Source organism: Pinibacter soli, from assembly GCF_029961145.1.
Lineage (GTDB): Bacteria > Bacteroidota > Bacteroidia > Chitinophagales > Chitinophagaceae > Pinibacter > Pinibacter soli.
Genome location: NZ_JASBRG010000007.1, coordinates 628,373 through 651,823, shown reverse-complemented (window position 1 = coordinate 651,823; position 23,451 = coordinate 628,373). Strand labels below are relative to the sequence as shown.

The following is a 23,451-nucleotide window of genomic DNA, read 5'->3' as shown; positions in this document are numbered from 1 at the left end:
CTATTAATCTGCATACATGAGTATTAAGTTCCGCCTGACGATAATGAGTTTCCTGCAATTTTTTGTTTGGGGTTCATGGCTAATCACAATTGGCAATTACTGGTTTAGCACAAAAGGATGGGATGGAGGAAAGTTTGGAGTTATTTTTTCAACAATGGGAATCGCATCCTTATTTATGCCGGCATTGATGGGAGTGGTGGCGGATCGCTGGGTGAATGCCGAGAAACTGTACGGATTTCTCCACGTATTAAGCGGTATGTCCTTATGCCTGATCCCGCAGATCAATGATCCTTCTCAGTTTTTTTGGGGAATCTTATTGGCTATGATTTTCTACATGCCTACCATAGCGCTTGCCAATTCCATAGGTTATACCGGGTTAAAAAATAACCAGTTTGATGTAGTGCTTGACTTTCCGCCAATTCGTGTTTTTGGAACTATAGGCTTCATAGCAGCAATGTGGACCACCAATCTCAGCGGAAATAAGGCGTCTGCCAACCAATTTTATATCGCAGCAATAGCATCGTTTATACTGGGCCTGTATTCATTTACGTTGCCGGCATGTCCGCCATTGGGTAAACAAACCGGGAAAAAGAGTTGGGGACAGATATTGGGTCTTGATGCTTTGGCTTTATTCAAGGATAAGAAAATGGCGCTCTTCTTTATTTTCTCCATGTTTCTTGGAGCGGCGTTGCAACTGACGAATGCTTATGGAGACGTTTTTCTGGGCGAGTTCAGTAAGGTTCCCGAATATGCGAATTCATTCGTGGTGAAAAGGTCAACCATCATCATGTCTATCTCTCAGTTTTCTGAAACAGCTTTCATTCTTGCGATTCCATTTTTCCTGAGACGCTTTGGTATTAAGAATGTTATGCTTATAAGTATGCTGGCCTGGGTGTTCAGGTTTGGGCTGTTTGCGTATGGCGATCCTTCACCGGTTGGAGTAAGTCTTATTATTTTGTCCTGCATTGTTTATGGAATGGCATTCGATTTCTTCAACGTTTCCGGTTCGCTATTTGTGGAAACGTCCACTACACCTCATATCAGGTCAAGTGCACAGGGAATGTTTATGATGATGACAAATGGAGTAGGAGCCGTTGCAGGAAGTACCATTAGCGGATTTATAATTCAGGAATACTACACTTCAATGGACGGTACCAAGAACTGGCACGGCATCTGGATGGCATTCTCTATATATGCCTTAATCGTAGCGGTTTTGTTCGCCGTATTTTTCAAACATAAACATGTGGCGAGTGAAGCGGTGGCGGTGAGACATTGAGGTAATTAATAATTAATAATTAAAAATTAATAGGGCATCAGTCGTTTATTCGATGATTCCCTATTTTTTTGACTAGTCATGAACGGCGACTATGATTTCGAATGCACACTATTAATTCTTAATTCTTAATTATTAATTTTTCTCTCTCGCAAACCGAATTCCCTAATCTATAACCGATCTCTCAACACTCCGTATTTCATTTGCACCATAAACTTCCAATATGTGCAATTTCAAATCATGGCATTTTGACGATCATGCTTGTAACATTTACCAGGTAACATTTGGCACAACGATGCTGATACTTGATAAAAATAATTTCGAAACTTTTATTGAGTTAGTAACGGCGCGTTGTGAAACGCTTGTTCCCATTGATGATAAGTTGAAATATATCGTTCTTCCTACACCGGGTAATATTGTCCACATTGTTTTAACTGAAAAAGAACTGATGCATCTGCATTGTATGCTGCAGAATGCCGACACAGAAATTAAATCACAACAGATACTCGCTCTCTTTGATGATAAGGGTCTGGAGTCATAAATTGATTTTGTTAAAATCAATTCAACAACGCTAAGTTAACTACTCCTTAATACTGCGTGGTACAAGGATTGATAAATTTGCATGGGCAAAAACGAAAACATCCAATACAAATAACTAAGTCCAGGTAAGTGTCAGACTTGCTTTATAAAATGAATGTCTGATAACGCCTGGCACCAATTCAATTAATAATTAATAATTAAGAATTAATAGTGTTGCCCTCAAAATTATAATCGACAATGCCCTGTTAATTTTTAATTATTAATTATTAATTTTTTTTCGAACATCTTGACTTGAAAACTCAGTTATTCAGTTACTAAGAATAAAAAAAGCCGTTCGTTAGAACAGCTTTTTTAAAATTAGGTAATATAATAAAGGTGGATAAATCTTGACTGCTAGGATCGGATATATTACCTGGTCTTCACATGGATTGGTGGATAATTACTTCATAGAAAAGGTTGTGATGCTTGTTTGTTCATTGGACGTGGACTCGGTTTTTTGGACTAATGGACTATTGGTTTTTTTCTAATTGGATATTGTAACTTGACAATGCAAATATCTTGAAACTTTCAACGAAATGTTCAGTTTGTGTATTACATCTTTGTTAACTAAGGAGAAGGTTTAAAAGCAGTCTAACTGCTATGGATATGTTAAATTAAATGTCAAAATAATATAATCCAATTTTATTGAAGAAAATTTTTCGGATCTAAGGGGATACACTTAGTGGATTGTTGGTTGTTCTGCTTTAGTCTCCGCTAGTCAAAATTGATGGCTAATAACCAATAACTAGCAGCTAACCTCTTATCGCCAGCTTCGCTACATCCCACGCAAAACGTATGATCATGCCCGTTACCACGATTAAAAAGACGATGCGTATAAAACGATTACCTTTTAGCAAGGCTAGCCTCGCACCAACGAATGAGCCGCAAACATTAAATACCGCCATGGGGATTGCATAATGATACAAAATATGACCGGTGCTGCTGAAGTAGATGATCGATGCACAATTCGTGGCAAGGTTAATGATTTTCGCGTAAGCGCTGGCATGCAGAAAGTCCTGACCTAATACACTTACAAAGAGGAGAATAAGAAAACTACCTGTTCCCGGACCGATGAAGCCATCATAGAAACCTAGCAGGAGGCCAAATGAAATGCCATAGGCCAGCGCATTTTTTGTTTCCTTTAACTCATGTTCGCTTTGCCCGAATTTTTTGTTACTATACGTATAGATGGCAACGCCAATCAGCAATATTAATATGACAGGTTTAAAAACAGCATTGCTTAATTTGCTGGCCATGGCTGAGCCGAACAGTGCCGCAAAAAAGGCACAGATTGATACGCCTGCCAGCAAGCGCATATCAAGCTTTACACGTCTTGTATATTGCCATGCTGCAATACTGGTGCCGGAAAATGAAGGAATTTTTATAGTGCCCAATAATGTAGCAACAGGATATTGCGGCAAAATGATCAGTGTTGCAGGCGTTTGTACAAGTCCGCCTCCGCCTACAATAGCATCGATAAAACCCGCCGCAAAAGCCGCGCAACAAAGAAGGATGAGTTCATGTGGAAGCATTGCGGGAAATTAATAATTAATAATTAAAAATTAATAGGGCAACATTCACGACAGAATGTTGCCCTATTGTATGTCGAACATAGTTAAGCAGTGTTCTTATCCAGATGCTACACCTATTAATTGTTAATTATTAATTTCTATTTCCGAACGCTGCACTAACTATGGTTTCAATTGATTGCTCACTCTTTTCAATTCGATCTCTGCTGATTTGGCGGAGAAGCTCAAGTTGATAAGGCTATAGCCTGCAAGTTCAAAACTTTGTTGTGCCGTTCTTACGTCAATAATAGTTGCCTGGTGCAATTGGAATTTTTGAAGTATCAGATCAACCAATTGTTTTGACAACTCGTAGTTTTTTCTTTGCGTTTCAAGTTGCTTTAATGTGCTAGTGTAGGCCTGGTATGTTTTGATGATGTTCGCAGAATAATCTCTTACGATAATGTCTTTACTGAGTTCTGCAGAGTTAACATTCATTTCTGCAATTTTTTGTTGCCGTTTATATATAGAACCATTGTAAATAGGAACGCCAACCCCAACGCCAATGGTTGGACCGTAGCTGTTGTTCAAGCGGGTGTCACCCGCGGCGCTGCTATTGTACACGAAGCTGTAACCGCCATTCAAACGCAGGGAAGGATAGCGCTGCGCCGCTGTTTCTTTTACGATAAATTCATTGATCCTCACCTGGTCCTCTGCCGCCCGTAAATCAGGGTTGTTAGGAAGATTGTCCAAAACGGTTCCCAATACAAGTGAATGATCCACCAAAATAGTATCTGAAATAGTAATGACAGAATCTGCTTTTAAGGTAAGTAACCGTAGCAATTCCGTTTTAGCCTGGTCAATTGCCAGTTGCTGTGACTGGTGCGATTGTAAAAGCGTGTTATAATCTACTTGTGCCTGGAACAGATCTGCATTGTTTGCCATCCCAACTGCCTGTTGTGTTTTAACGATGTCGAGCTTTTGCTGAGATACAACTAGTGATTGATCTATCGTTTTGATATAGTTCTGCTGACGAATGACATCATAGTAAGATGTCATCACTGAAGCGATGATGTTTTGAACCTGTGAGTTCAATTGCTCCTTACTTTGGTTGAGCAATTCGTTTAGTCTTTTCCTGGTCGTAACAACACGCATTCCGTTAAATAACAAATAGCTTGCTTGTATGTTTCCACTAAGGTTGTTAGTGGCAACGCCTCTTTTTTCAACATCACGCTTCGGATCTGCATACTTTTGATTAATGTTGGAAAGCTGCTCTGCGTCAGTCGCCGTCCCTGATATTACCGGCAATCCTCCGGCGATGCCAATGTAATTGTTGATATCGTTAACGGTTACATTGTTTTTAGCGAGCTGTATATCAAGGCTATTTTTTAACGCAATGTTTACGGCATCTTCCAATGTAAGGTTTTGGGAAAATGAATAGCCGCATATGAAAAGAGTACAAGTAATTGCAACACCTTTTTTAATGAAAGGGGACACATTCATGTTTATAAAAATACGCTCAATCAACTTCCTGCCGCTGAAGAGTGCGACGCAACCAATGCTTAATAGAAGTACTACTGCTGACATCATAATTAAAACAAAATATTTAACGATGGTCCGTTTGCGATAATGTTAATCGTGTTTCGCGATATGCGAAGAGTGCGAATGCAATTCGCCCCTGCGAATCATTTTCAATTTTCAACTACTCGTTAATTTGCGTAACATGTGCTTTGTGTTTACCCGACAAGTATGTGTATACCGCCGGAATTACCAGCAACGTTAATATTAACGAGAACAAGATGCCTCCTACTACTACAATACCCAAAGGAATACGGCTGGTAGAAGCTGCACCAAGACTCATGGCAATTGGCAATGCTCCAAGTGATGTGGCAAGACTCGTCATCAGGATTGGTCTTAGCCTTTGTTGTGCCGCTTCAGTTACGGCTTCAAATTTTGGAAGCCCGAGCGCTCTTTTCTGGTTGGCAAACTCAACGATCAGGATACCGTTTTTGGTAACGAGACCTACCAGCATGATCATACCAATCTCAGAGAATATGTTGAGTGTCTGATGAAATGCCCAAAGGCTCAACAAGGCGCCGGCGAATGCCAATGGAACGGTAAGTATGATGCCTATCGGATCAATAAAGCTCTCGAACTGTGCAGACAACACAAGATAGATCAATATAATTGCCAGCCCAAGCGCAAACAGAATGTTGGAGGAGCTTTCCGCATAATCACGTGAAGACCCGCTCAATGCTGTCTGGAAGGTTGGGTCCAGTACTTTGGCTGCAATTGAATCCATTGCTTTAATGCCATCGCCAATGGTTCTGCCTTCTGACAAAGAAGCCTGGATGGTGGCAGCTTTATATCTGTTGAAGTGAAACAAGGTTGATGGGTTGGTGCTTTCTTCCATGTGCACTACTGCACTCAATGGTATATTTTGACCACTTGCATTTTTTACATACAGGTTTGAAATGTCAATTGGCTTGTTTCTGTCCTGCCTGTCTACCTGTGCTATTACCTGGTACTGGTAACCATTCATGATGAAATATGCCAAACGGCCACCACTGAATGCCGATTGCATAGCCGAAATAACATCCTGGGTAGAGAGACCAAGATCTTTTACTTTCATACGATCCACGGTGATCTGCAATTCTGGTTTGTTAAATTTCAGATTCACATCAACGTTAGAGAAAGTTTTATCTTTTCTCGCTTCGTCGAGGAACTTTGGAATGGCAGCTTTAAGTTTATTTAAATCCTGATTCTGCAATACAAACTGTACGGGCAAACTTGTTCTTGAACCGGAACCCACGGAGATGGTTTGCTCCTGGATGGCAAATATCCGCGCATCATTAAAGCGTGATAATTTCTTTTGCAGATCGTTTGCAATTTCGTTCTGACTTCTTTTGCGATCACGGGGATCGACGAGGCCGATACGAGGTTGTGAAGTGTTCACGCTTGTTCCTGCCGGAGTTCTCGCGAAAACGAAATCTCTTTCAGGAACTGAATCGTATAAATAGTTAGAGACCTTATCAGTAAGAGCATTCATGGCTCCAAAGCTCATACCTTCTGCGCCGGTAGCTGTGAAACGAATGCTGCTTCTGTCTTCCAGCGGGGCAATTTCACTTTGAAGATGTGTAAACACGAAAATGATAATTCCAACGCACACTACAATGATCACCCATGCCATCCATCTTATTTTTAAGAATCCTTCCAGTATTCTTCTGTAGCCATTTTCCATGCCGGTAAAGAAGGGTTCTGTAGCCAGATAAAATTTACCGTGAGAACTGTTTTTACGCGTTAAATAGACATTCAGTACCGGAGTGATGGTAAGTGATACAAAGGCTGAGATCAATACGGCTGCGGCCAATACCACACCAAATTCACGGAACAATCGTCCCACGAATCCTTGAAGGAATATCACAGGCAGGAACACAACTGCCAATGTGATAGACGTGGAAATAACGGCAAAGAAAATTTCCTTACTGCCTTCCAATGCCGCTTTGTGTATTGGCATGCCTTCTTCAAGTTTGCGGAAAATATTTTCCGTGACAACGATGCCGTCATCCACCACAAGGCCCGTTGCCAGTACAATACCCAGCATGGTAAGGATGTTGATGGAGAAGCCCGCTATATACATGATGAAGAAAGTAGCAACGAGTGAAATAGGAATATCGATCAGTGGCCTGATGGCGATTAACCAGTTGCGGAAGAAGAAGAAGATGACCAATACCACCAGTGCAAAAGCAATCAGCAATGTTTCTTCAACCTCGCTTAGTGAGTTACGGATGTTTTGCGTATTATCGATCAGGACACTTACTTCTATACCTGATTTGTTTTCTTTTTTAATTTCATCCAGACGTTTGTACACTTCATCTGCAATGGCAATGTTATTGGCGCCCGGTTGTGGAATCACGGCAAGACCAACGGCATTCACGCCATTGTATTTCCAGCTTTGCTCCAATGCTTCCGGGCCAAGCTCTACACGTGCGATATCGCTCAATCTGACAATGCCGCTGGAATCTTCGCGAATTAACAGATCACGGAATTGCTGTTCTGATGTAAGGCGACCCAATGTGCGAATGGTAAGCTCTGTGTTATTACCGTAGATCTTTCCCGGAGGAAGTTCTACGTTTTCGCTGTTTAATGCAGTACGTATATCATTGAATGAAACATTGAATGCACTCATTTTATCGGGGTTCAACCAAATGCGCATTGCATAACGCTTCTGCCCAAAAATGCCCACGGAGCTTACATCGTTTACCGTTTGCAATTGTTGTTGCAAAACGTTTTCAGCATACTCGCTCAACTCCATCAAACCTTTGGAGCGGCTTTGCACTGCAAGGATCAGAATCGGGTCACTGTTGGCATCTGCTTTTGCAACCACAGGAGGTGCGTCGATATCCAGTGGTAAGCTACGTTGCGCCTGGCTCACTTTATCGCGTACGTCACTCGCAGCAGCTTCCAGTTCCACGCCAAGGTTAAACTCAACGGTGATCTGGCTGGAACCCAGAGAGCTTGATGAAGTAATGGTACGAATGCCGGGAATACCATTGATCTGTTTCTCCAATGGCTCTGTGATCTGGCTCTCAATAATATCAGGATTGGCACCTGTGTATGAAGTCGTAACTGTAATAATCGGCGGATCAATTGCAGGGTAATCTCTTACTGCAAGAAAGTTGAATCCGACTATACCAAACAGGATAATTGCAAGGTTCATCACCGTAGCAAATACCGGCCGCTTTAACGATAACTCAGATATGTTCATGAATCTAATTGAAAGTTGAAAGTTGAAAATTGAAAATTGGACGAGAAACTTGAATCACGAATCGTACACCATCTTAATTCCTAATTTCTAACTCCTGATTACTGAGTCGCTACCGACTGGTCCAGTTTCTTAACTGAACGTATATGCACCGGAGATTTCGGGCGGGCAAACAGTACACCGGTAACAACAACGGAGTCTCCTGGATTTACGCCTTTTGTTATTTCTACGTTGCTGGCTTCTCTGTCGCCGGTTTCAACATTTACAAAGTTTGCATGACCATTTTTTACCAATACCAGTTGTTTGTTTTTGTCATCCGGTATGATGCAGTTGGTAGGCACCATGATCGCTTTTTTTTCGGTACTGGCGTTGATGAACACTTTTACGAAAGCGCCTGGATTCGGTTTGCCATTTTGCAATACCGTTCTTACTTTCAGATTGCGTGTTGCTGCGGTTACCTGCGGCTCGATCGCTATGATGGTTGCTTTTAAATCGCTCTGTTCATTTTCATCCACCTTTATACGAACCGTACCGCCCATCTTAATAATGCTGTTATAGTTCTCAGGTATGGTGAAATCAATTTTTATTTTATCCAGTTGCTGAATTGTGGCGATGATGTTTGTCGAAGAAACATAAGCTCCGGGGCTCACCTGGCGCAGGCCCACAATGCCGCTAAATGGTGCTTTGATAACTGTTTTATCAATTAACGCCTGGTAGTATGCAATGTCTGCTTTATATCCGTTCATTTGATTCAAAGCCACATCGTAGTCGCTTTGGTTCATGCCGTTCACTGCGAGCAATTGCTTGTATCGGTCAACGGTTTTTTCAGCCAGGTCGAGTTGTACTTTGCTTTTTGCGATTTGGGCTTGTAGGTCCGCATCGTTGATTCGGGCGATCACAGTTCCTTTGTTTACAAATTTCCCTTCTGGTACGTTGAGGTAGATAAGTCTGCCTGTCACCTCAGGTCTCAGTTCAACATATTCATTCGCGACAACGGTTCCGTTTGCCTCCACGATATTGCTGATGCTTTGGGAAGCGGCAATAATAACATCCACTTCGGCAGGACCGGATGATTTTTGTCTGTCTTTCGAAGCTGCTTCCTGCTTTTTATCTCCGCAGGCAACAACCATAATAGCGGAAAAAGTGACGAAACAGAAGAAATGTAATTTTTTTGGTAGCAAATACATTGACTGAGATTTATGAAATATTTCAATGAAAAATATCGGCAATAAGCAAAAAGGAAAAAATAAAAAATTTGCCCCAAAAAATACTCCAGCTTTTTGTTGATTTACATTTTCCAGAACATAGAACTAGCTGCACCGGAGTTTTTTTACTTTTTATTTTTTCTTAACCCTTAGACGTCATCGGGTAAAAAAACTTTTCCGTTTTTTCGGATGAGGCCAAATATAGAAAGTTTTGCTCCTTTAACGGTTGAACATTAGGATGAGCGGAAATTATACCCGTGGCTCCTTTGACCATATCTGAGCCGGATTCTGGAAAATCGTTTTACTGCTGCCTGTATAAATAAGGCCTGCGGCAAAAATCAGTAATAAATGTTATCTGGTTGTTATTCGAGGGATTATTACAGAAAATGTTGTGCCCGGAAGAGTTTAAAGCTAAATGCCTAAAGCTTAACACAATTTATGTGTAAAGGGTTGATTAATAAAACGCTTAAAGTATAACCTCAAAAGTTACACTTTAAGCGTTAAGCATTTCGCATCAGGCGTTAAGCTTTCTACTGCTGCGACGATGCATTCACAAGGTTCCAAACCTCGGATAGATCCGGTGTTAAAACTATTTCTGTCCGGCGATTGCTGGCTCGCCCTTCTGGTGTAGCATTGTCTGCGACAGGAGAGTACTTGCTTCGGCCCGCTGCAGTCAGACGGGCTGGATCCACGCTATAACTATCACGAAGAATGCGAACAATGGTATTGGCTCTTTCTGTGCTCAACTGCCAGTTGTCTTTATAGGATTTTTTAAAAGCAACCGAGTCTGTGTGACCAACTACCATTATTTTAATGCTGGTGTCCTGGTTGAGCACCGATGCTACCGTTCCCAATGCTTGTTTACCGCGTTCATCAAGAATCGCACTACCTGATTTGAATAACAGTTTGTCCTGCAAAGATACATACACCAGACCGTCCTTGTATGTAACCTGCACCTCATCTGACTTAAACCCATTCAAAGCGTCGGCGATCTTTGCGCGGAGATCTTCCATCGCTTTTCTTTGTGATTGCAGTGAACTTTGCAAGGATTGCATTTGCTTCTGCTGATTTGCCATGCCCTGTTTGGCATTATTAAGGTTAGCGTTCAATGCATCTTTTTGTGCATTGAGATCATTCATGTTGTCTTTAAGACCTGCTATTTGCTGATTGAGTGAGTTGTTTACGCTATCGAGACGCTGGATTTCAGCATTGGCTGATTTCAGTTTTTTGCCTGTGCCGCATGACATAACAGCGACGACTGTAAAACATACAAGGCATGCAGAGAGTACTTTTTTCATACAAGTAAGTTTTGTTCTACTGTATTGAAAAAATTATGCCGGGGAAACTAGGGTTAGGAATTAGAAGTTTGGAGGACTGCGTCGTAGAAGGCTAGTAGGTATTTAGTTGTAGGGAAATGCAGAAATTCCAGCTCTAAAGTCTACAAACCAGCAATTATTAACTAATAACTTGTTCGAGCATCTTCTAATTCCTAGTTCCACACTCCTGATTCCTATTTTTTCGCCAGCATTGTTTTCTTCGAAACGTCTTTTACGCAGCGGAAACCAATGTGATTACTGGCAGAACTGAACTCGCCTTTGCCGCGAGTACCTACCATATATCTTGTGCAATATTGATCTGTACAAAGAAAAGAGCCACCTCTTTGCACTTTCTTTTCGGTGCCTGGCTCAGAAGGATCGAAAGATGTTGTGGGGCCTTGTGGGTTTCTTGTAACGGCTTGTCTGGAAAGTTCTTGGTAATAATCTGATCTGTACCAGTCATTGCACCATTCCCAAACGTTGCCAGCCACATCATAAAGACCATATATGTTCGGCGAAAATTGTTTAATGGGCGCAATGCCTACAAAGCCATCGCTACCCTGGTCATTGTTTGGAAAATGTCCCTGGAATGTATTAGCCATCCATTTATCATTTGGTTTTAGCTGGTTGCCCCATGCGTACATTTCTCCCGCTTTTCCGCCTCGTGCAGCAAATTCCCACTCTGCCTCTGTTGGCAATCTTTTTCCCGCCCAGTTTGCATACGCAACGGCATCTTCGTAAGCTATTTGTACCACGGGGTAATTATCCTTGCCTTTAATATCACTATCCGGGCCTGTCGGATGTCTCCAATTCGCTCCTTTCACATAGTTCCACCATTGATAATGGTCGTTCAATGGAACTTCGTGAGAAGGAGGGGTAAATACAACTGAGCCGGCCACCAGGTTTTCTTCCGGTGCATCCGGAAATTCTTCTTTTGTAGGCTTTTTTTCGGCCACCGTAATATAGCTGGTTGAAGCAACAAATTTTGCATATTCTGCATTGGTAACCTCTGTTTCGTCCATATAAAATGGATTCACATACACCCTGTGAATAGGCCTTGCGTCATTCATCGCTTCGTGGCCACCATCCTGCATACCGGTGGGGTTCACACCGCCCATGCTGAATTCACCACCGGGAATTTTTACCATTCCTTCAGGGGCTGCATCAAAGTTAACTGTGTTGACAACCGTAGGTTTGAATTCATTGCCACCATTGTTGGCGTAAATTGAGCTGTCGGCAACTGTGAGACCATTAACTGTACATGAAACCGCGCCATCGACTTTTGCTTTTGTTAGTTCCGAAATAGAACGTCCTGAGTTATTACCTGCCGAGTTGTTGCACGATATAAAACTAAACGCAAAAGCAGTAAGTGTGTAAGTATATAAAATCGGTAGGCTTTTCATGTCACGTTATTTGTGGTCAGAGATGTTTCAGCGCTGAAGTTAGCAAAATTTCCCGCAAAGGCGCAAAGGAAAGTCAAAGGACGCAAAGACTTCTCGCGGTCACCGCAATGAAGCGGCGGCGCGGCAGGAGCTTGTTGGTTTAGGTCTGCAATTTTCTTATCAGGTGCACATCAATCTGTTTAAAACCTAAAATAACATTCCGACGTTCGCGAACTCTTTGCGTCGCTTATTCGCTGCGTTCGCTGTGTGAAACAACTCAGTTTCTCCGCACGAAAAAATACCCTTTGCGCCTTTGCGTGAAATATTTCTGGCACACGAAACCGGTCTCACATTTGGTTTGTAGGCTTTTTGGTTTTGTCGAGTTCGCCTATGAATGGAATTTGATCCATGATATGTGCCTTGATGATTGTTTGCAGATAACCTTCCAGTTGAAAGAATTTCGCTGCATTTACCCCGCCAACAGCTGTAGATATCTTCTTGTAGTATTGTAAGTGCAATTTGTCCAGATTGATTTCATTCTCCAATGCACGTTTTGCTAAATTATCAGCTTTTGTATTATCGAGTTTGTCATAAGCACTGGCATAGTCCTGTATGATGCCTATTCTTTCCCTGTTCAGGTCTTTGCGTTTTACTTCATACTCATCATAAAGTGTCCAGAATTTGGCACTTTGATCGGCTGGCAAAGTCATGTATTGTTGAACCAGTTCTTTCTTTTCTTTTCCAAAAACTGATTGTATTACATCGATGTCTTCTTTTGACACAGCATCTTGCGCGAAAGTTGTTGCCGTTATAAAACAAGCCGCCAGTACAAAAAATGTTTTTTTCATAATAGTGAGATTTAATTCAAATTATCAGAAGTTTTTGTGAGTTACGTTACGGTAAATAATACACCCGTATGCATAACGAGCCGGGCCATTATTGCATAAGCAAATGGATAACAATGCAATCCTTCATTTTGTTAACTAAGAGGAAGAAAATTTTTAGAAAGTGAGGAGTAGAGGCGGGGGAACAGAGCTCGTTAAAAAAGGTTTACGGTGTACGAAAGTCATTAGAGTGTTGCTTCTAATGACTTTCGTACACCGCAAACCTTACATCGTATGTCTAGTGCGGTTTTTTCTTTTCGTTCTTTTGGGATTGTTCCAATAGTTTTTGTTCGTTAATGTTGCCGTTGGCATCACGAATGGTTTGCTCAACGGGTTCTTCTCCCTCTTTTAGTTTAAAGTTGAATACTTTGTCAACATGCACCCATTGGCCCTTTTCCCATTTAAAGCCTTCAAAATCGCCATCAGGAACATAAGTTTCTTTTCTTTCCGGCTCGTCTGTTTCAGAGGTCAGGTGATCATAGATGATCATATCCAGTTCCGGATTGTAGTTAAAAGTTGTTCCCGCCTCTTTTTTATATTCAATATAGAAACGGCTTTGCGGCGCTTTCTTCGCAGTATCATTTTTGAAGGTAAAATAGCTGCCCCCAAATATTGGTTCTCCTGTTTTATCATCAAATGTGAGTACATCGATCCATTTTCGGTTACTGCTCACCGTGTAGCCGTCAAAACCAATCAAAGTGTAATACTTTTTATTGTTGTAAGTTTTTTCAATGATGCGATAATAGACCGCACCGATCCAGTTTCTGTTGGTGCGTATGGAGTCCTGCGGTTTTGATGTAAACATCGATTGATCAAACAGCGGAACCAGTTTTAACTCGCCATTCGCGGTGCAGTATTGAATGGCACCTTTTTGCAAATAGAAATATTCATCCTTTTTCATCTGCCACGTAAAGATTCTGAAAGTGCTATCCGGCGGATACAATTTAGAAACTGTCTGGAGTGAATCAAAAGGGTAGTAGAATGAGTTGTGCGTTTTCAATGCACGCACAAGACCCCGCACAAAAAGACTGTCGGCTATAAAACGGTCAGACGGCTCCTGCGCATTGATCATATCATCTGCATATTTTCTTAAGGTGTCCTGCTTAAGATGAAGCGCTTTTACGTCAGATTTTGAAATACGTTGACCAAAAGAAAGGCGTGCGATTAAGACGAATGATATCGAAATGATTAATTTATACATAATTATCTCTGCCGGTTATTCCGAATTGCAAAACTGCAAATATTAAGCGAATAAATGTTAAACGAAATTAACCGTAGGAAATTTTATCTATTGTAAAATAGAAAGTTAAAATGTAGTGGCGGATTGAATTAGCCCTGCGAGTTATTCGGCGAGCGTCCAGGTGCTTGTTCGGCCAAGCATTGAAAAACTGCATATATACCCCTTAAGTTTTAGTTCTTTGCCGGAAACATTGATCTTTCCGCAATAAGTTTTCCCTGAGACGGGATCGTACACAGTTCCGCCTTCAAACTGGTTGGCATTGCCCGTGCTTTTTTTAAAAGACTTAAGTATAAGGAGATTTTGGAGGGGAGTGTTCCTCTTATTTTCTTCTGGATTTTTAACATCAGTTTTGGGAATACCCGACGCATCTTTTGGCTCAGCCAGCCAAACCAGTTTTCCATAAAACAAGCCATCTGTTCCTTTGTAAACTTGGATTTTTGATGTCTTTTCCTGATTATACCACACTCTTTCAACAGGTTCTTTTTGTGCCTTTGCGAATAAACAGATGCTTATAAACAAGAAAAGGGAAAATGTTTTTTGCATAAATGTAGGGCTTGGTTCTAAAATCGTTCAGCAGCTATACATGGGTATTTAACAAAGCAGCACACTTTTAGGTTCAGAGAACACCTTTTTGCTATCGCCATTGTCAGTAACAATAAGATTGTTTATGTCGCCGTGCCCGGTGACATCTCCAAAACCGAGATTGTAAACGTTCGGTGTTGTTGGGAACAAATTAAATTCTATCTTTTTGTGTATTTCTCCTTTCGGGCCTGTACTCACCAACTCAAATCGCCGTAACGATGAAGAAACCTTCATCTCATACTTATCAAGCTGCATCTAAAAAAGGCAAGCTTTTAAAGATGGTCATCAGGTAATGGGATAGTAATTACAGAGCCTTCGCAAAATCCAGCAGGTCATCAAACGCAAAATCAATAGCAGGGTGGGGAAGTACTTGTTCAGGCTTTGTCGTTTTTACAAATACTGTGCGCATACCCGCATTTCTTCCAAATTCCATATCGCTGATGTTGTTGCCCACCATCAATGATTTGGAGAAATCAATTTCGGGAAAATCCTGCTTCGCCTGGAAAGCCATGCCGGGATTAGGTTTGCGGTGGGAGTGACTGCTATCCAAAGCAATGCAATAATAAATAGAGTCGATGCGGCCGCCGGCTATTGTTATTTCTTCCAGCATGTTTTTATGAATATCCTGTAGACTTTCTTCTGTCATCAACCCCTTGCCAACACCTTTTTGATTGGTCACTAAAATGATTCGTGGAAATTTCTGAGCAAGTATTTTGATAGCCTCTATAGCCCCTTTATAAAAAGTAAACTCTCCATAATGATAAATGTAGTCCTCCACTTTTTCATGGTTGATAACACCATCACGGTCCAGGAATAGTGTCCAGTTTTTATCTATATCGGAAAGGGTGAAAGACATGATTTGAAAATATGAAAATGAGAGATGCAATTTGAAAATTTGAAGATTTGAGAATTTGAAAATGCTTTAGGCCGAACATTTGTTATCAATAATTATCAGCCTCTTGGGTTGCCAACAATAAATCATGAATGATACACCAAACGAATTTTCAAATTTTCAAATTTTCAAATTGAGAAATATTTCTCTTCCACCAGCTCACAAATAATATGCCCTATGGTAATATGGCTTTCCTGGATGCGTGGTGTTATGGAAGATGGTACATTGAATAAATAATCACTTAATGAATGCATGATGCCGCCGGTAATGCCAGTGAAGCCAACGGTGATGACGCCTTTCTCTCTCGCAACTTCAAATGCACTTACTATGTTGGCTGAATTGCCTGATGTAGAAAGACCGATCAATACATCGCCTTTCACCATGATGCCGTCAACGAGGCGAGAATAAATATCGTTATAGCTGTAATCATTTGCTACGGCTGTCAAGTATGAGGTATTGCAATGCAGTGCTTCAGCAGGTAATGCTCGCCTGTTTTTATAAAAACGTCCGCTGAACTCGGCAGCGAGGTGTTGTGCGTCTGCAGCACTACCACCATTTCCACAAAAATAAATGCGTTTACCGTTTTGAAATGCGTTTACGATGGCATCAACAACTTCCAGCATTCTTTCAAGCATTGCCTGATCCTGTAGAATTTGCTGTTTTGTATCAATTGATGATTGAATGATCTCTTTTACCTGAGTAATGCGTTCCATGTTTAATTAGTTGATAGTTGTTGGTTCGAAGTTCTTAGTTCCTGCCCGACTGAAGTCACTCAGGCGTGTTAGAGACTAGCACCAACCATTTTCAAATCTTCAAATTTTCAAATTCTCCTATTTTTTCTTTGGCGCGGCCTTCTTCGGTGCTGCTTTTTTAGTGGCAGTCTTGGCGGCCGTTTTTTTCGCTGCGGTTTTCTTTGCGGCAGCTTTCTTTGCAAAAGCATTAGGTACCTGCTCTACGATCATTTTCTTTACATCTTCCAATGAAATGGCTGCCGCTTCTTCTTCACTATATTTTGTGCCATCAGCCTTTCTGCCCAGCTTCAACATTTTCTTTTGGAAGCGTATGAATGCGCCCCAGCGACCATTTTCAATAGAAATCTTTTCTTCCGGCCACTGTTGTATATAACGGTTGGCCTCTTTTTCCATTTTCTTTTGGATCAGTTCCTCGCATTGCGCCTGTGTAAGCGTATCGAAATTGTAGGCTCTTGGTACGTTAATAAAAATGTCGTTCCACTTAATGAACGGACCAAAACGACCTTTGCCTTTTGTAACTGGCTTGCCTTCATAAGAAGCGATAGGAGCATCAGCAACCTGTTTTACGTTAATAATGGCCATTGCTCTGTCCATATCAACAGTTAGCGGATCTTCGCCTTTTGGAATGGAGATAAAGTCTTCACCCCATTTTACATAAGGACCAAAGCGGCCAACGTTTACCGATACTTCTTTTCCTTCAAACTCACCCAATGTAAGTGGTAGTTTAAAGAGATCCATTGCCTCGTCAAATGAAATGGTCTCGATGCTTTGATTGGATTTCAGGCGTGCAAAACGAGGTTTCTCTTCGTCGTCGGCGCTACCAATTTGCACCATTGGGCCATAACGCCCCATACGTGCAATTACTTGTTTGCCGCTTGCAGATTCAACACCCAATTCACGTTCACCTTTTGCTCTTTCTGCTGTTTCAAGTGTTACTTCTATACTGTTATGAAATGGCGAATAGAATTCATCTATCATTTTATTCCACTTCATTTTGCCTTCGGCAATTTTATCAAAGTCGCTTTCTATTTCAGCCGTAAAACCGTAGTCCATTACCGTTTTAAAATGCTGCTTTAAAAAGTCGGTTACCAGCATACCCAGATCGGTAGGGAACAGCTTTCCTTTTTCTGCACCGGTGGTCTCGGTTTTAGTTTCTTTAGAGATATCGTTCTTCTTATCGAGATGAAGAATATTCAGTTGTCTTAAAACGCCGTCTTTATCGCGTTTCTCGACGTAATTTCTTTTTTGGACGGTAGAAATTGTCGGGGCGTACGTACTCGGACGGCCAATACCCAATTCCTCTAGTTTTTTGATAAGCGATGCTTCTGTGTAACGTGGTGCAGGGCGGGTATACCTTTCGGCGGCCAGCATCTCTTTAAATTCAAGTTGCTGTTTTACCTGCAATGGAGGCAGGATGCTGTCGTTTTCGTCATCACCGTCTTCCTCGTCTTTTCCTTCAAGGTACACTTTCAGGAAGCCGTCAAACTTCATCACTTCGCCGGTTGCGGTTAGTGTATCCTTATTGGTAGAAATGTCAATTTTAGCTGTAGTCTTTTCAAACTCGGCGTCGCTCATTTGCGATGCAATGGTACGTTTCCAGATCAGCTCATACAAACGTTTTGCATCGGGATCATCCACAGTATGGTTTTCCATATAAGTGGGTCGTATCGCTTCGTGCGCTTCCTGTGCACTTTCGTTTTTGTTCTTGTATTTACGTGGCTGGTGGTATTTAGCTCCGTAGCTGCTTGTAACCTCGTTTCTGATTTCGCCCATCGCGGTGTCGCTAAGGTTCACACTGTCAGTACGCATATACGTTATCTTACCGCTTTCGTATAAACGCTGTGCGAGTAACATTGTACGGCTTACACCATAACCCAGTTTCCGGCTCGCTTCCTGTTGTAGTGTTGAAGTGGTAAAAGGTGCGGCAGGAGAACGTTTGGTTGGCCTTACGGTAATGTCCGTAACCGTATAGTTGGCCCCTTTGCAGCTTTCCAGGAACTTTTGTGCATCCTGGGCGCTATCAATTTTTGAGGGGCCCTCTGCCTTGAAAGTTACTTTCTTGCCTGTTATATCGTTTGCTACAAAATAGGCATCGATTTTATAGCTGCTTACTGCGCTAAACTGGTTAATCTCTCTTTCTCTTTCCACGATCAATCTTACCGCCACACTTTGTACACGGCCGGCACTCAGACTACGCTGCATACCGATCTTTCTCCACAGCACAGGGCTCAATTCAAAACCTACGATCCTGTCGAGTACGCGGCGGGCCTGCTGCGCATCTACCAGGTTCATATCTATGGTGCGGGGATTTTGCACCGCTTTTCTGATGGCAGGTGCAGTAATCTCGTTGAAAACAATACGTTTGGTGGTTTTAGGATCCAGGCCGAGAACTTCCGCTAAGTGCCAGCTGATGCTTTCACCTTCGCGGTCCTCATCCGAAGCGAGCCAAACCTCATCGGCTTTCTTCGCAAGGCTCTTCAAGTCGCGAACCACTCTCTCTTTATCTTCGGGAACTATATATCTAGGTTGAAAATTATTGTTTATGTCAATCCCCATATCGTCCTTCTCCAGGTCACGAATATGACCAAAAGAGCTCTTCACCTCGAAATCTTTCCCCAGGATTTTTTCAATGGTTTTAGCTTTTGCCGGGCTCTCCACAATCAGTAAATTCTTTGCCATACTATATTATTATATACCAAAAACGGTTTTAGTGTCGTGCAATTTTAATGTATAACCCTGAAAATAAAAAATTGCCTAAAGCAACTATTATCAAAAAGCATTGATTTTTAATGTAAAAACATCCGCTGGCAAACAGACTGTAAACCACATTTGGCGCGGCATATGAATTGATTATTAATAACTAAAGAAAATTTATGAAAAAAAGAAAAATAATTCCAGCCATAGCTTTAGGCGCTATCGCTGCCGGAGCCGCTTCTTATTATTTTATAAAAAGGCTAAAAAACGGCGAAGAAAACGGAAGTTTAAGCGTAATGGACCGCAGCAGAGGGATCCGGCACATTATTTATTCCGCGAAACGATTTCAGCACGGGCATTCTTTTAAGTAGCTGAAAAAGAGCAATGCATAGCCGAAGAAAAGCAAATGATTTATTAAAAACTGCTAATATGTAAGTGTAAACATATACATATACAACGGAGACCTCGCATCTCACATCTATTAACCATGGTACGACGCTGAAAACGTGTTTTACCGTGGTTTTTTATTTAAACAATTTTTTGAAAAAACATACGTTCTAATATTAATATTCTATTTAAAACCAATATCTCGTTATGGACGCTATTCTAACAAACTCACAAGCGGAACTGGCTGCCGATTTTCAAATGAAAGAGATTCAAGTAAGATACAATAGCCAGATCGGATTATTAAAAATACAAAGCGTGAAATATGCTCAACGAACTCCGGAATTAGGGGGTTCATATTTACAGGCTGCAAAAGATATCATGCATCGTTCATTATTTTTCTATGTCTCTACTGGTTTTGTTTTAAGTGAGGAGGGATTCTATTTTTCAGCAATGGAAAATTAACCTCATCGCAGTTTGTTGGTTATTGGTGATAAAAAGGACAGCTCTTAGGACTGTCCTTTTTTATTGAATAACTGAGTGGTAGCTATCCGATCATGCACTTCAGCATTCGACCACTCAGTTATTCAGTTAATCAGTTATTCAGTTATTGTTGTTTCACCGGTTGATCGCTCTCTAACTCAGGATCACCGTCGTTCTTTTTGCCTTTAATATCTCGTTCTGTTACTAGTTCGGACATGCCTTGTTCTTCACCAGGAGCTTTGTCTTCACCTTCAAAATCTTCATTCGGTAAAGTAGGCTGTTTTTCATCCTTTACCCGGAACTTATTGTCGTTTTTCATATGCCATGAGTTTTGTTCAAACTATAACTTCAAACTTCATTCCGTCGGCAGGGTGAGAAACAATTAATAATTAATAATTAAGAATTAATAGAGCTGTATTCGTTATTTAATTTAACAAACTAAAGATGTGGTCATCGTTGTTTGTTAGGTGTGCATCGGTAATTCAGGTGAACATCGTTGCGTCGCACACTTCAGCATTTGAATATAGATGGACGGGGCAGCGGCACAGAGTTGCAATTTTGAGAACTTTGAGTTTGCAGATATCATTTGCAACAGTACTTATTAATTATTAATTAAAAAAAGCCGGCATTGCTGCCGGCTTGGGTAAGGGGATTTAGGGGCTAATGTTTACTACATGATAAACACTTGCGTTCACAGGGGCTATTCTGGAAAAAGCAACCGCAAGGTTTCAAGATTAGAGTAGGGATTATTGTCTCGCTGCCGCACCTATTAATTATTAATTATTGCCATTAGCTTGCTTATTTTCCTTCAACATCTGCAGCAACTGCAACCCCATCAATCCACTCAAGCTTCCATCGCTGCCATTTCCACCACTTACGATCAGGTCAGGGATGATCTTGATGTTGCCTTTACCAATTTCCTCGGTGATCTTATATTTGGTAAAGTTGTCGCCACCCATGGCTTTAACCTGCAACTCATATGCTTCAGCGGTAGACTTACCAATCGCCATGATTTTTTCAGCTTCCGCCAAACCTGTTTTACTGATCTTTTCAGCATCGGCGCTGGCGTTTATCTTTGTCGCTTCGGCTTGTGCACCGGCTCTTGCTTTTGTAGCTTCCGCTTCTGCATTTGCACGCATTTTGGTGGCTTCAGATTCTGCGTTTACCTGCAGTTTCAAACTAGTCGCATCACCCTCAGCTTTCTTAACGGCCGCATCTGCGGTGCGTTGAGCGATCTCAACACTTTGCTGCGCTTTTACGATCTCTTTCTGCATGTCTGCAATCGCCGTTTCTTTTTCCATACCCTGTCTTTGTTCCTGCGCCATCTTTTGCGTTTGATAGGTTTTTTGTTCCTCTTCCGCGATCTTTCTGTCCGTTAAGGTTTTCATCAATGCTTCCGGAGGAACAATGTCTCCGATCAAAGTATCCACGGCGTTTACGTTGTACTCGTCAAGCACTTCTTTGATGTGTTCCCTTGCAGACTTCTGTCTCTCCTTACGAGTGCTTAAGAAACTGATCACATCGCTGTCCTGCGCACTGTTACGGAAATAGTTACCAATTGTTGGTTCCAGCACTTGCGACACAAGGTTAGTCATGCTACCGAATCGTGCAATCACTTTTGGGGCCTCATTCGCAGGAACGTGAATGATCTGTGCCACGTCAAGATTAAAAGGGAAACCGTCTCTTGAACGAACAGTGATCGTACTTAAATTTTTATCAAGGTCATGCGCTTCACTTCTCGCATTTGCCCAGTTCAACACAAGGTTGGTCGTTGGTACCAATTCAACTTTCATCGTATAAGTGTTAACAGGATATTTGCCCGGACCTAACGGCTCCATCCACACACCACGGAAACCTTTGCTTACGATGTTACCATGTTTAAAAGTATCACCCGTCATATCCTTACCATCTTCACCGATGTAAGAGATCACAACACCTACTTGACCGATCGGTACGTTGGTCATTGGTATCTCCTCGATCTGGATCGCCCACTGGTTGATAAAGTAGCTACCGGCCAGCATTACCTGCGGTTGCAGACCACGATTACCTCCGTTTACCAAAAAGGCATCAACGTCCTGGAAGTTGTTGTGACCTTCAATTTGCTCACCGGCGATTTGTCCGGCTTTAATTGGCACACCGTCCAGCGTTGTAACGATACCCACTTTGTTTTCATGGATGATGGTCATGTCGGCGATAGTCACAGTGAACGCATAGCTGTTGATACGATATGTACCTGCAGTCAGCAGCGCTGTCTGCCTACCTTTCTGACCACCATTGCTAAGGAATTTCTCAGCATCCTGGAAGTGATCGCTGTCCACTGTGCGACCAAGGATGTTACCTGTAGGCAATTGCGCACCGTCGTTTGCCAACACAAGGCCAATCTTGCCTTCCGGAATTATCATGAAGGGTTGCATTTCGACACCGTACTGCCATGGCCACATGCCCCAGTAAAGACCGGGAGCGAGGGTTTGCGCCTGGAAACCGGCTTCACCTTTTGTGGCGATGATGCGTCCGTCTGGCAGGCCACGGTTGGCACCCACTAACACGAATTTTTTTGTAACCAATCCAATTCGGTTTTCCGGTACGATTACCATACCGAAGAACATTCGTAAAATGAACTTGTAGAACAGGATAAAGATCAGTATCAGTGCTATCCACCAATAACTGGCAAAAAGGGTTGGGATGTTCATTGTTTGTGTTTTGTTTTTATTGTTTGATAATTGTTTGATTGAGATGGGAACACAGATTATCATGATTATCATGATTTGTCAAGATCCTGAATATTGGGTTTAAAAATCATGACAACAATCAAAATCATGAGAGTCAGCGTTTCGGCTTTCAGCAATAACTTGCCCACCACATAATGCATTGTTTGGTAACATTGCACATATGCGCTTATGCATAGTTGTTAGCTAGCTTGTACTTTTTTTGCCTTAAATTTTTGTCAGGAACTGAAGGTGATTGCAGGTAGTATTTGGGAACCGTCGTTTGGGAAAAGAACCGCAATATTATGTTTCATATTCGTAGGAGAGGTGCTCCTTTTTTGTTTGATGATGTAAAGATATATCGCGCTATCGCTTCATTGTGAGTGATTTAAGGAGCAGCGGGACTCGCCTAGTGAAGAGCGGAAAAGTATGTGTGATGAGTGGTAAATATGGGGTGTTGGGGGCGTGATAGGTGGATAAGCGGGGAGGAGCAATAGGAATTAGAAATTAGGAGATAGGAATTAGAGTGCCCTGTAGAGACTCGTTGAACGCGTCTTCTCGATGCACCCGTTTTTCTGTACCGGCTCTAAAACGTGCTTTCCACCTGACCAATAATTATCGCAGGAAAAACAGACCTGAAATTTGTTATTCTTCCATTATAAATTGCTTTTTGTTTTACAATTGATGGTTGAAAATGGCGGTTGTTAGAAATTATTTTTCTATTTCATCTTTTATAATATATCATATAATGAGGCTGCCGGGCCATCTCAAAAACTATCTTTAATTTGACTAACAAACGATAGTATAATT

General features: G+C 41.6%; 19 protein-coding genes. 4 read left to right on the top strand and 15 right to left on the bottom strand.

Features of this window, described 5'->3' with window-relative positions:
• Positions 1–16: 16 nt before the first annotated feature.
• Complete coding sequence (locus QJ048_RS13620) at positions 17–1,276, top strand: nucleoside permease (protein WP_282334923.1); 1,260 nt, start codon at positions 17–19, stop codon at positions 1,274–1,276.
• Positions 1,277–1,496: 220 nt separating this feature from the next.
• Entirely contained in the window at positions 1,497–1,814 is a 318-nt protein-coding gene (locus tag QJ048_RS13615) for a hypothetical protein (RefSeq protein WP_282334922.1), read from the top strand.
• A 790-nt stretch (positions 1,815–2,604) separates the two neighbouring features.
• Here QJ048_RS13615 and QJ048_RS13610 read toward each other — a convergent pair.
• From QJ048_RS13610 to topA, 13 genes are all read right to left on the bottom strand, one after another.
• Positions 2,605–3,384, bottom strand: a complete 780-nt coding sequence (locus tag QJ048_RS13610; protein WP_282334921.1) for a sulfite exporter TauE/SafE family protein — start codon at positions 3,382–3,384, stop codon at positions 2,605–2,607.
• Between the two features lie 159 nt (positions 3,385–3,543).
• Positions 3,544–4,947: a TolC family protein gene (locus tag QJ048_RS13605; protein WP_282334920.1), complete on the bottom strand. Its 1,404-nt coding sequence runs from the start codon at positions 4,945–4,947 to the stop codon at positions 3,544–3,546.
• Positions 4,948–5,059: 112 nt separating this feature from the next.
• Positions 5,060–8,125 carry an efflux RND transporter permease subunit gene (locus QJ048_RS13600; protein ID WP_282334919.1) on the bottom strand — a complete coding sequence of 1,022 codons (3,066 nt, stop codon included), beginning with the start codon at positions 8,123–8,125 and terminating at the stop codon, positions 5,060–5,062.
• A 98-nt stretch (positions 8,126–8,223) separates the two neighbouring features.
• A complete protein-coding gene (locus QJ048_RS13595) occupies positions 8,224–9,309 on the bottom strand; it encodes an efflux RND transporter periplasmic adaptor subunit (RefSeq protein WP_282334918.1) in 1,086 nt (361 codons plus the stop codon).
• Between the two features lie 548 nt (positions 9,310–9,857).
• Positions 9,858–10,625 carry an OmpA family protein gene (locus QJ048_RS13590; protein ID WP_282334917.1) on the bottom strand — a complete coding sequence of 256 codons (768 nt, stop codon included), beginning with the start codon at positions 10,623–10,625 and terminating at the stop codon, positions 9,858–9,860.
• Between the two features lie 212 nt (positions 10,626–10,837).
• Positions 10,838–12,046, bottom strand: a complete 1,209-nt coding sequence (locus tag QJ048_RS13585; protein WP_282334916.1) for a formylglycine-generating enzyme family protein — start codon at positions 12,044–12,046, stop codon at positions 10,838–10,840.
• 326 nt (positions 12,047–12,372) lie between these two features.
• Positions 12,373–12,873 (bottom strand): hypothetical protein, encoded by a 501-nt coding sequence (locus QJ048_RS13580; RefSeq protein ID WP_282334915.1) that lies wholly within the window; start codon positions 12,871–12,873, stop codon positions 12,373–12,375.
• Positions 12,874–13,147: 274 nt separating this feature from the next.
• Positions 13,148–14,110, bottom strand: a complete 963-nt coding sequence (locus QJ048_RS13575; protein WP_282334914.1) for a hypothetical protein — start codon at positions 14,108–14,110, stop codon at positions 13,148–13,150.
• Between the two features lie 141 nt (positions 14,111–14,251).
• Positions 14,252–14,692, bottom strand: coding sequence for a DUF2147 domain-containing protein (locus tag QJ048_RS13570; protein WP_282334913.1), 441 nt, complete (start codon positions 14,690–14,692; stop codon positions 14,252–14,254).
• Between the two features lie 48 nt (positions 14,693–14,740).
• The gene (locus QJ048_RS13565; protein WP_282334912.1) at positions 14,741–14,986 is read right to left on the bottom strand and encodes a DUF6934 family protein; all 246 of its coding nucleotides are present in this window, start codon (positions 14,984–14,986) and stop codon (positions 14,741–14,743) included.
• A gap of 49 nt (positions 14,987–15,035) precedes the next feature.
• Positions 15,036–15,587, bottom strand: coding sequence for a D-glycero-alpha-D-manno-heptose-1,7-bisphosphate 7-phosphatase (locus QJ048_RS13560; RefSeq protein WP_282334911.1), 552 nt, complete (start codon positions 15,585–15,587; stop codon positions 15,036–15,038).
• A 164-nt stretch (positions 15,588–15,751) separates the two neighbouring features.
• On the bottom strand, positions 15,752–16,336 hold the full coding sequence (locus QJ048_RS13555) for a D-sedoheptulose-7-phosphate isomerase (protein ID WP_282334910.1): 585 nt from the start codon (positions 16,334–16,336) through the stop codon (positions 15,752–15,754).
• Positions 16,337–16,453: 117 nt separating this feature from the next.
• Entirely contained in the window at positions 16,454–19,054 is a 2,601-nt protein-coding gene (gene topA, locus QJ048_RS13550) for a type I DNA topoisomerase (RefSeq protein WP_282334909.1), read from the bottom strand.
• Positions 19,055–19,248: 194 nt separating this feature from the next.
• On the opposite strand from topA, the gene QJ048_RS13545 reads away from it, so the two are divergent.
• Both QJ048_RS13545 and QJ048_RS13540 read left to right on the top strand, forming a co-directional pair.
• Positions 19,249–19,440 (top strand): hypothetical protein, encoded by a 192-nt coding sequence (locus QJ048_RS13545; protein ID WP_282334908.1) that lies wholly within the window; start codon positions 19,249–19,251, stop codon positions 19,438–19,440.
• 223 nt (positions 19,441–19,663) lie between these two features.
• Entirely contained in the window at positions 19,664–19,918 is a 255-nt protein-coding gene (locus QJ048_RS13540) for a hypothetical protein (protein WP_282334907.1), read from the top strand.
• A gap of 142 nt (positions 19,919–20,060) precedes the next feature.
• On the opposite strand, the gene QJ048_RS13535 is transcribed toward QJ048_RS13540, so the two are convergent.
• Entirely contained in the window at positions 20,061–20,255 is a 195-nt protein-coding gene (locus QJ048_RS13535; protein ID WP_282334906.1) for a hypothetical protein, read from the bottom strand.
• Positions 20,256–20,712: 457 nt separating this feature from the next.
• A complete protein-coding gene (locus QJ048_RS13530; protein WP_282334905.1) occupies positions 20,713–22,626 on the bottom strand; it encodes an SPFH domain-containing protein in 1,914 nt (637 codons plus the stop codon).
• Positions 22,627–23,451 lie beyond the last annotated feature (825 nt).

What these genes read in the sequence shown, in the direction of transcription:
- QJ048_RS13540 (WP_282334907.1), top strand. Translation starts at nt 19,664, where the DNA reads ATGGACGCTATTCTAACAAACTCACAAGCGGAACTGGCTGCCGATTTT.
- QJ048_RS13545 (WP_282334908.1), top strand. Translation starts at nt 19,249, where the DNA reads ATGAAAAAAAGAAAAATAATTCCAGCCATAGCTTTAGGCGCTATCGCT.
- QJ048_RS13620 (WP_282334923.1), top strand. Translation starts at nt 17, where the DNA reads ATGAGTATTAAGTTCCGCCTGACGATAATGAGTTTCCTGCAATTTTTT.
- QJ048_RS13610 (WP_282334921.1), bottom strand. Translation starts at nt 3,384, where the DNA reads ATGCTTCCACATGAACTCATCCTTCTTTGTTGCGCGGCTTTTGCGGCG.
- QJ048_RS13580 (WP_282334915.1), bottom strand. Translation starts at nt 12,873, where the DNA reads ATGAAAAAAACATTTTTTGTACTGGCGGCTTGTTTTATAACGGCAACA.
- QJ048_RS13560 (WP_282334911.1), bottom strand. Translation starts at nt 15,587, where the DNA reads ATGTCTTTCACCCTTTCCGATATAGATAAAAACTGGACACTATTCCTG.
- QJ048_RS13555 (WP_282334910.1), bottom strand. Translation starts at nt 16,336, where the DNA reads ATGGAACGCATTACTCAGGTAAAAGAGATCATTCAATCATCAATTGAT.
- QJ048_RS13600 (WP_282334919.1), bottom strand. Translation starts at nt 8,125, where the DNA reads ATGAACATATCTGAGTTATCGTTAAAGCGGCCGGTATTTGCTACGGTG.
- QJ048_RS13615 (WP_282334922.1), top strand. Translation starts at nt 1,497, where the DNA reads ATGTGCAATTTCAAATCATGGCATTTTGACGATCATGCTTGTAACATT.
- QJ048_RS13585 (WP_282334916.1), bottom strand. Translation starts at nt 12,046, where the DNA reads ATGAAAAGCCTACCGATTTTATATACTTACACACTTACTGCTTTTGCG.
- QJ048_RS13590 (WP_282334917.1), bottom strand. Translation starts at nt 10,625, where the DNA reads ATGAAAAAAGTACTCTCTGCATGCCTTGTATGTTTTACAGTCGTCGCT.
- QJ048_RS13535 (WP_282334906.1), bottom strand. Translation starts at nt 20,255, where the DNA reads ATGAAAAACGACAATAAGTTCCGGGTAAAGGATGAAAAACAGCCTACT.
- QJ048_RS13575 (WP_282334914.1), bottom strand. Translation starts at nt 14,110, where the DNA reads ATGTATAAATTAATCATTTCGATATCATTCGTCTTAATCGCACGCCTT.
- QJ048_RS13605 (WP_282334920.1), bottom strand. Translation starts at nt 4,947, where the DNA reads ATGATGTCAGCAGTAGTACTTCTATTAAGCATTGGTTGCGTCGCACTC.
- topA (WP_282334909.1), bottom strand. Translation starts at nt 19,054, where the DNA reads ATGGCAAAGAATTTACTGATTGTGGAGAGCCCGGCAAAAGCTAAAACC.
- QJ048_RS13565 (WP_282334912.1), bottom strand. Translation starts at nt 14,986, where the DNA reads ATGCAGCTTGATAAGTATGAGATGAAGGTTTCTTCATCGTTACGGCGA.
- QJ048_RS13570 (WP_282334913.1), bottom strand. Translation starts at nt 14,692, where the DNA reads ATGCAAAAAACATTTTCCCTTTTCTTGTTTATAAGCATCTGTTTATTC.
- QJ048_RS13530 (WP_282334905.1), bottom strand. Translation starts at nt 22,626, where the DNA reads ATGAACATCCCAACCCTTTTTGCCAGTTATTGGTGGATAGCACTGATA.
- QJ048_RS13595 (WP_282334918.1), bottom strand. Translation starts at nt 9,309, where the DNA reads ATGTATTTGCTACCAAAAAAATTACATTTCTTCTGTTTCGTCACTTTT.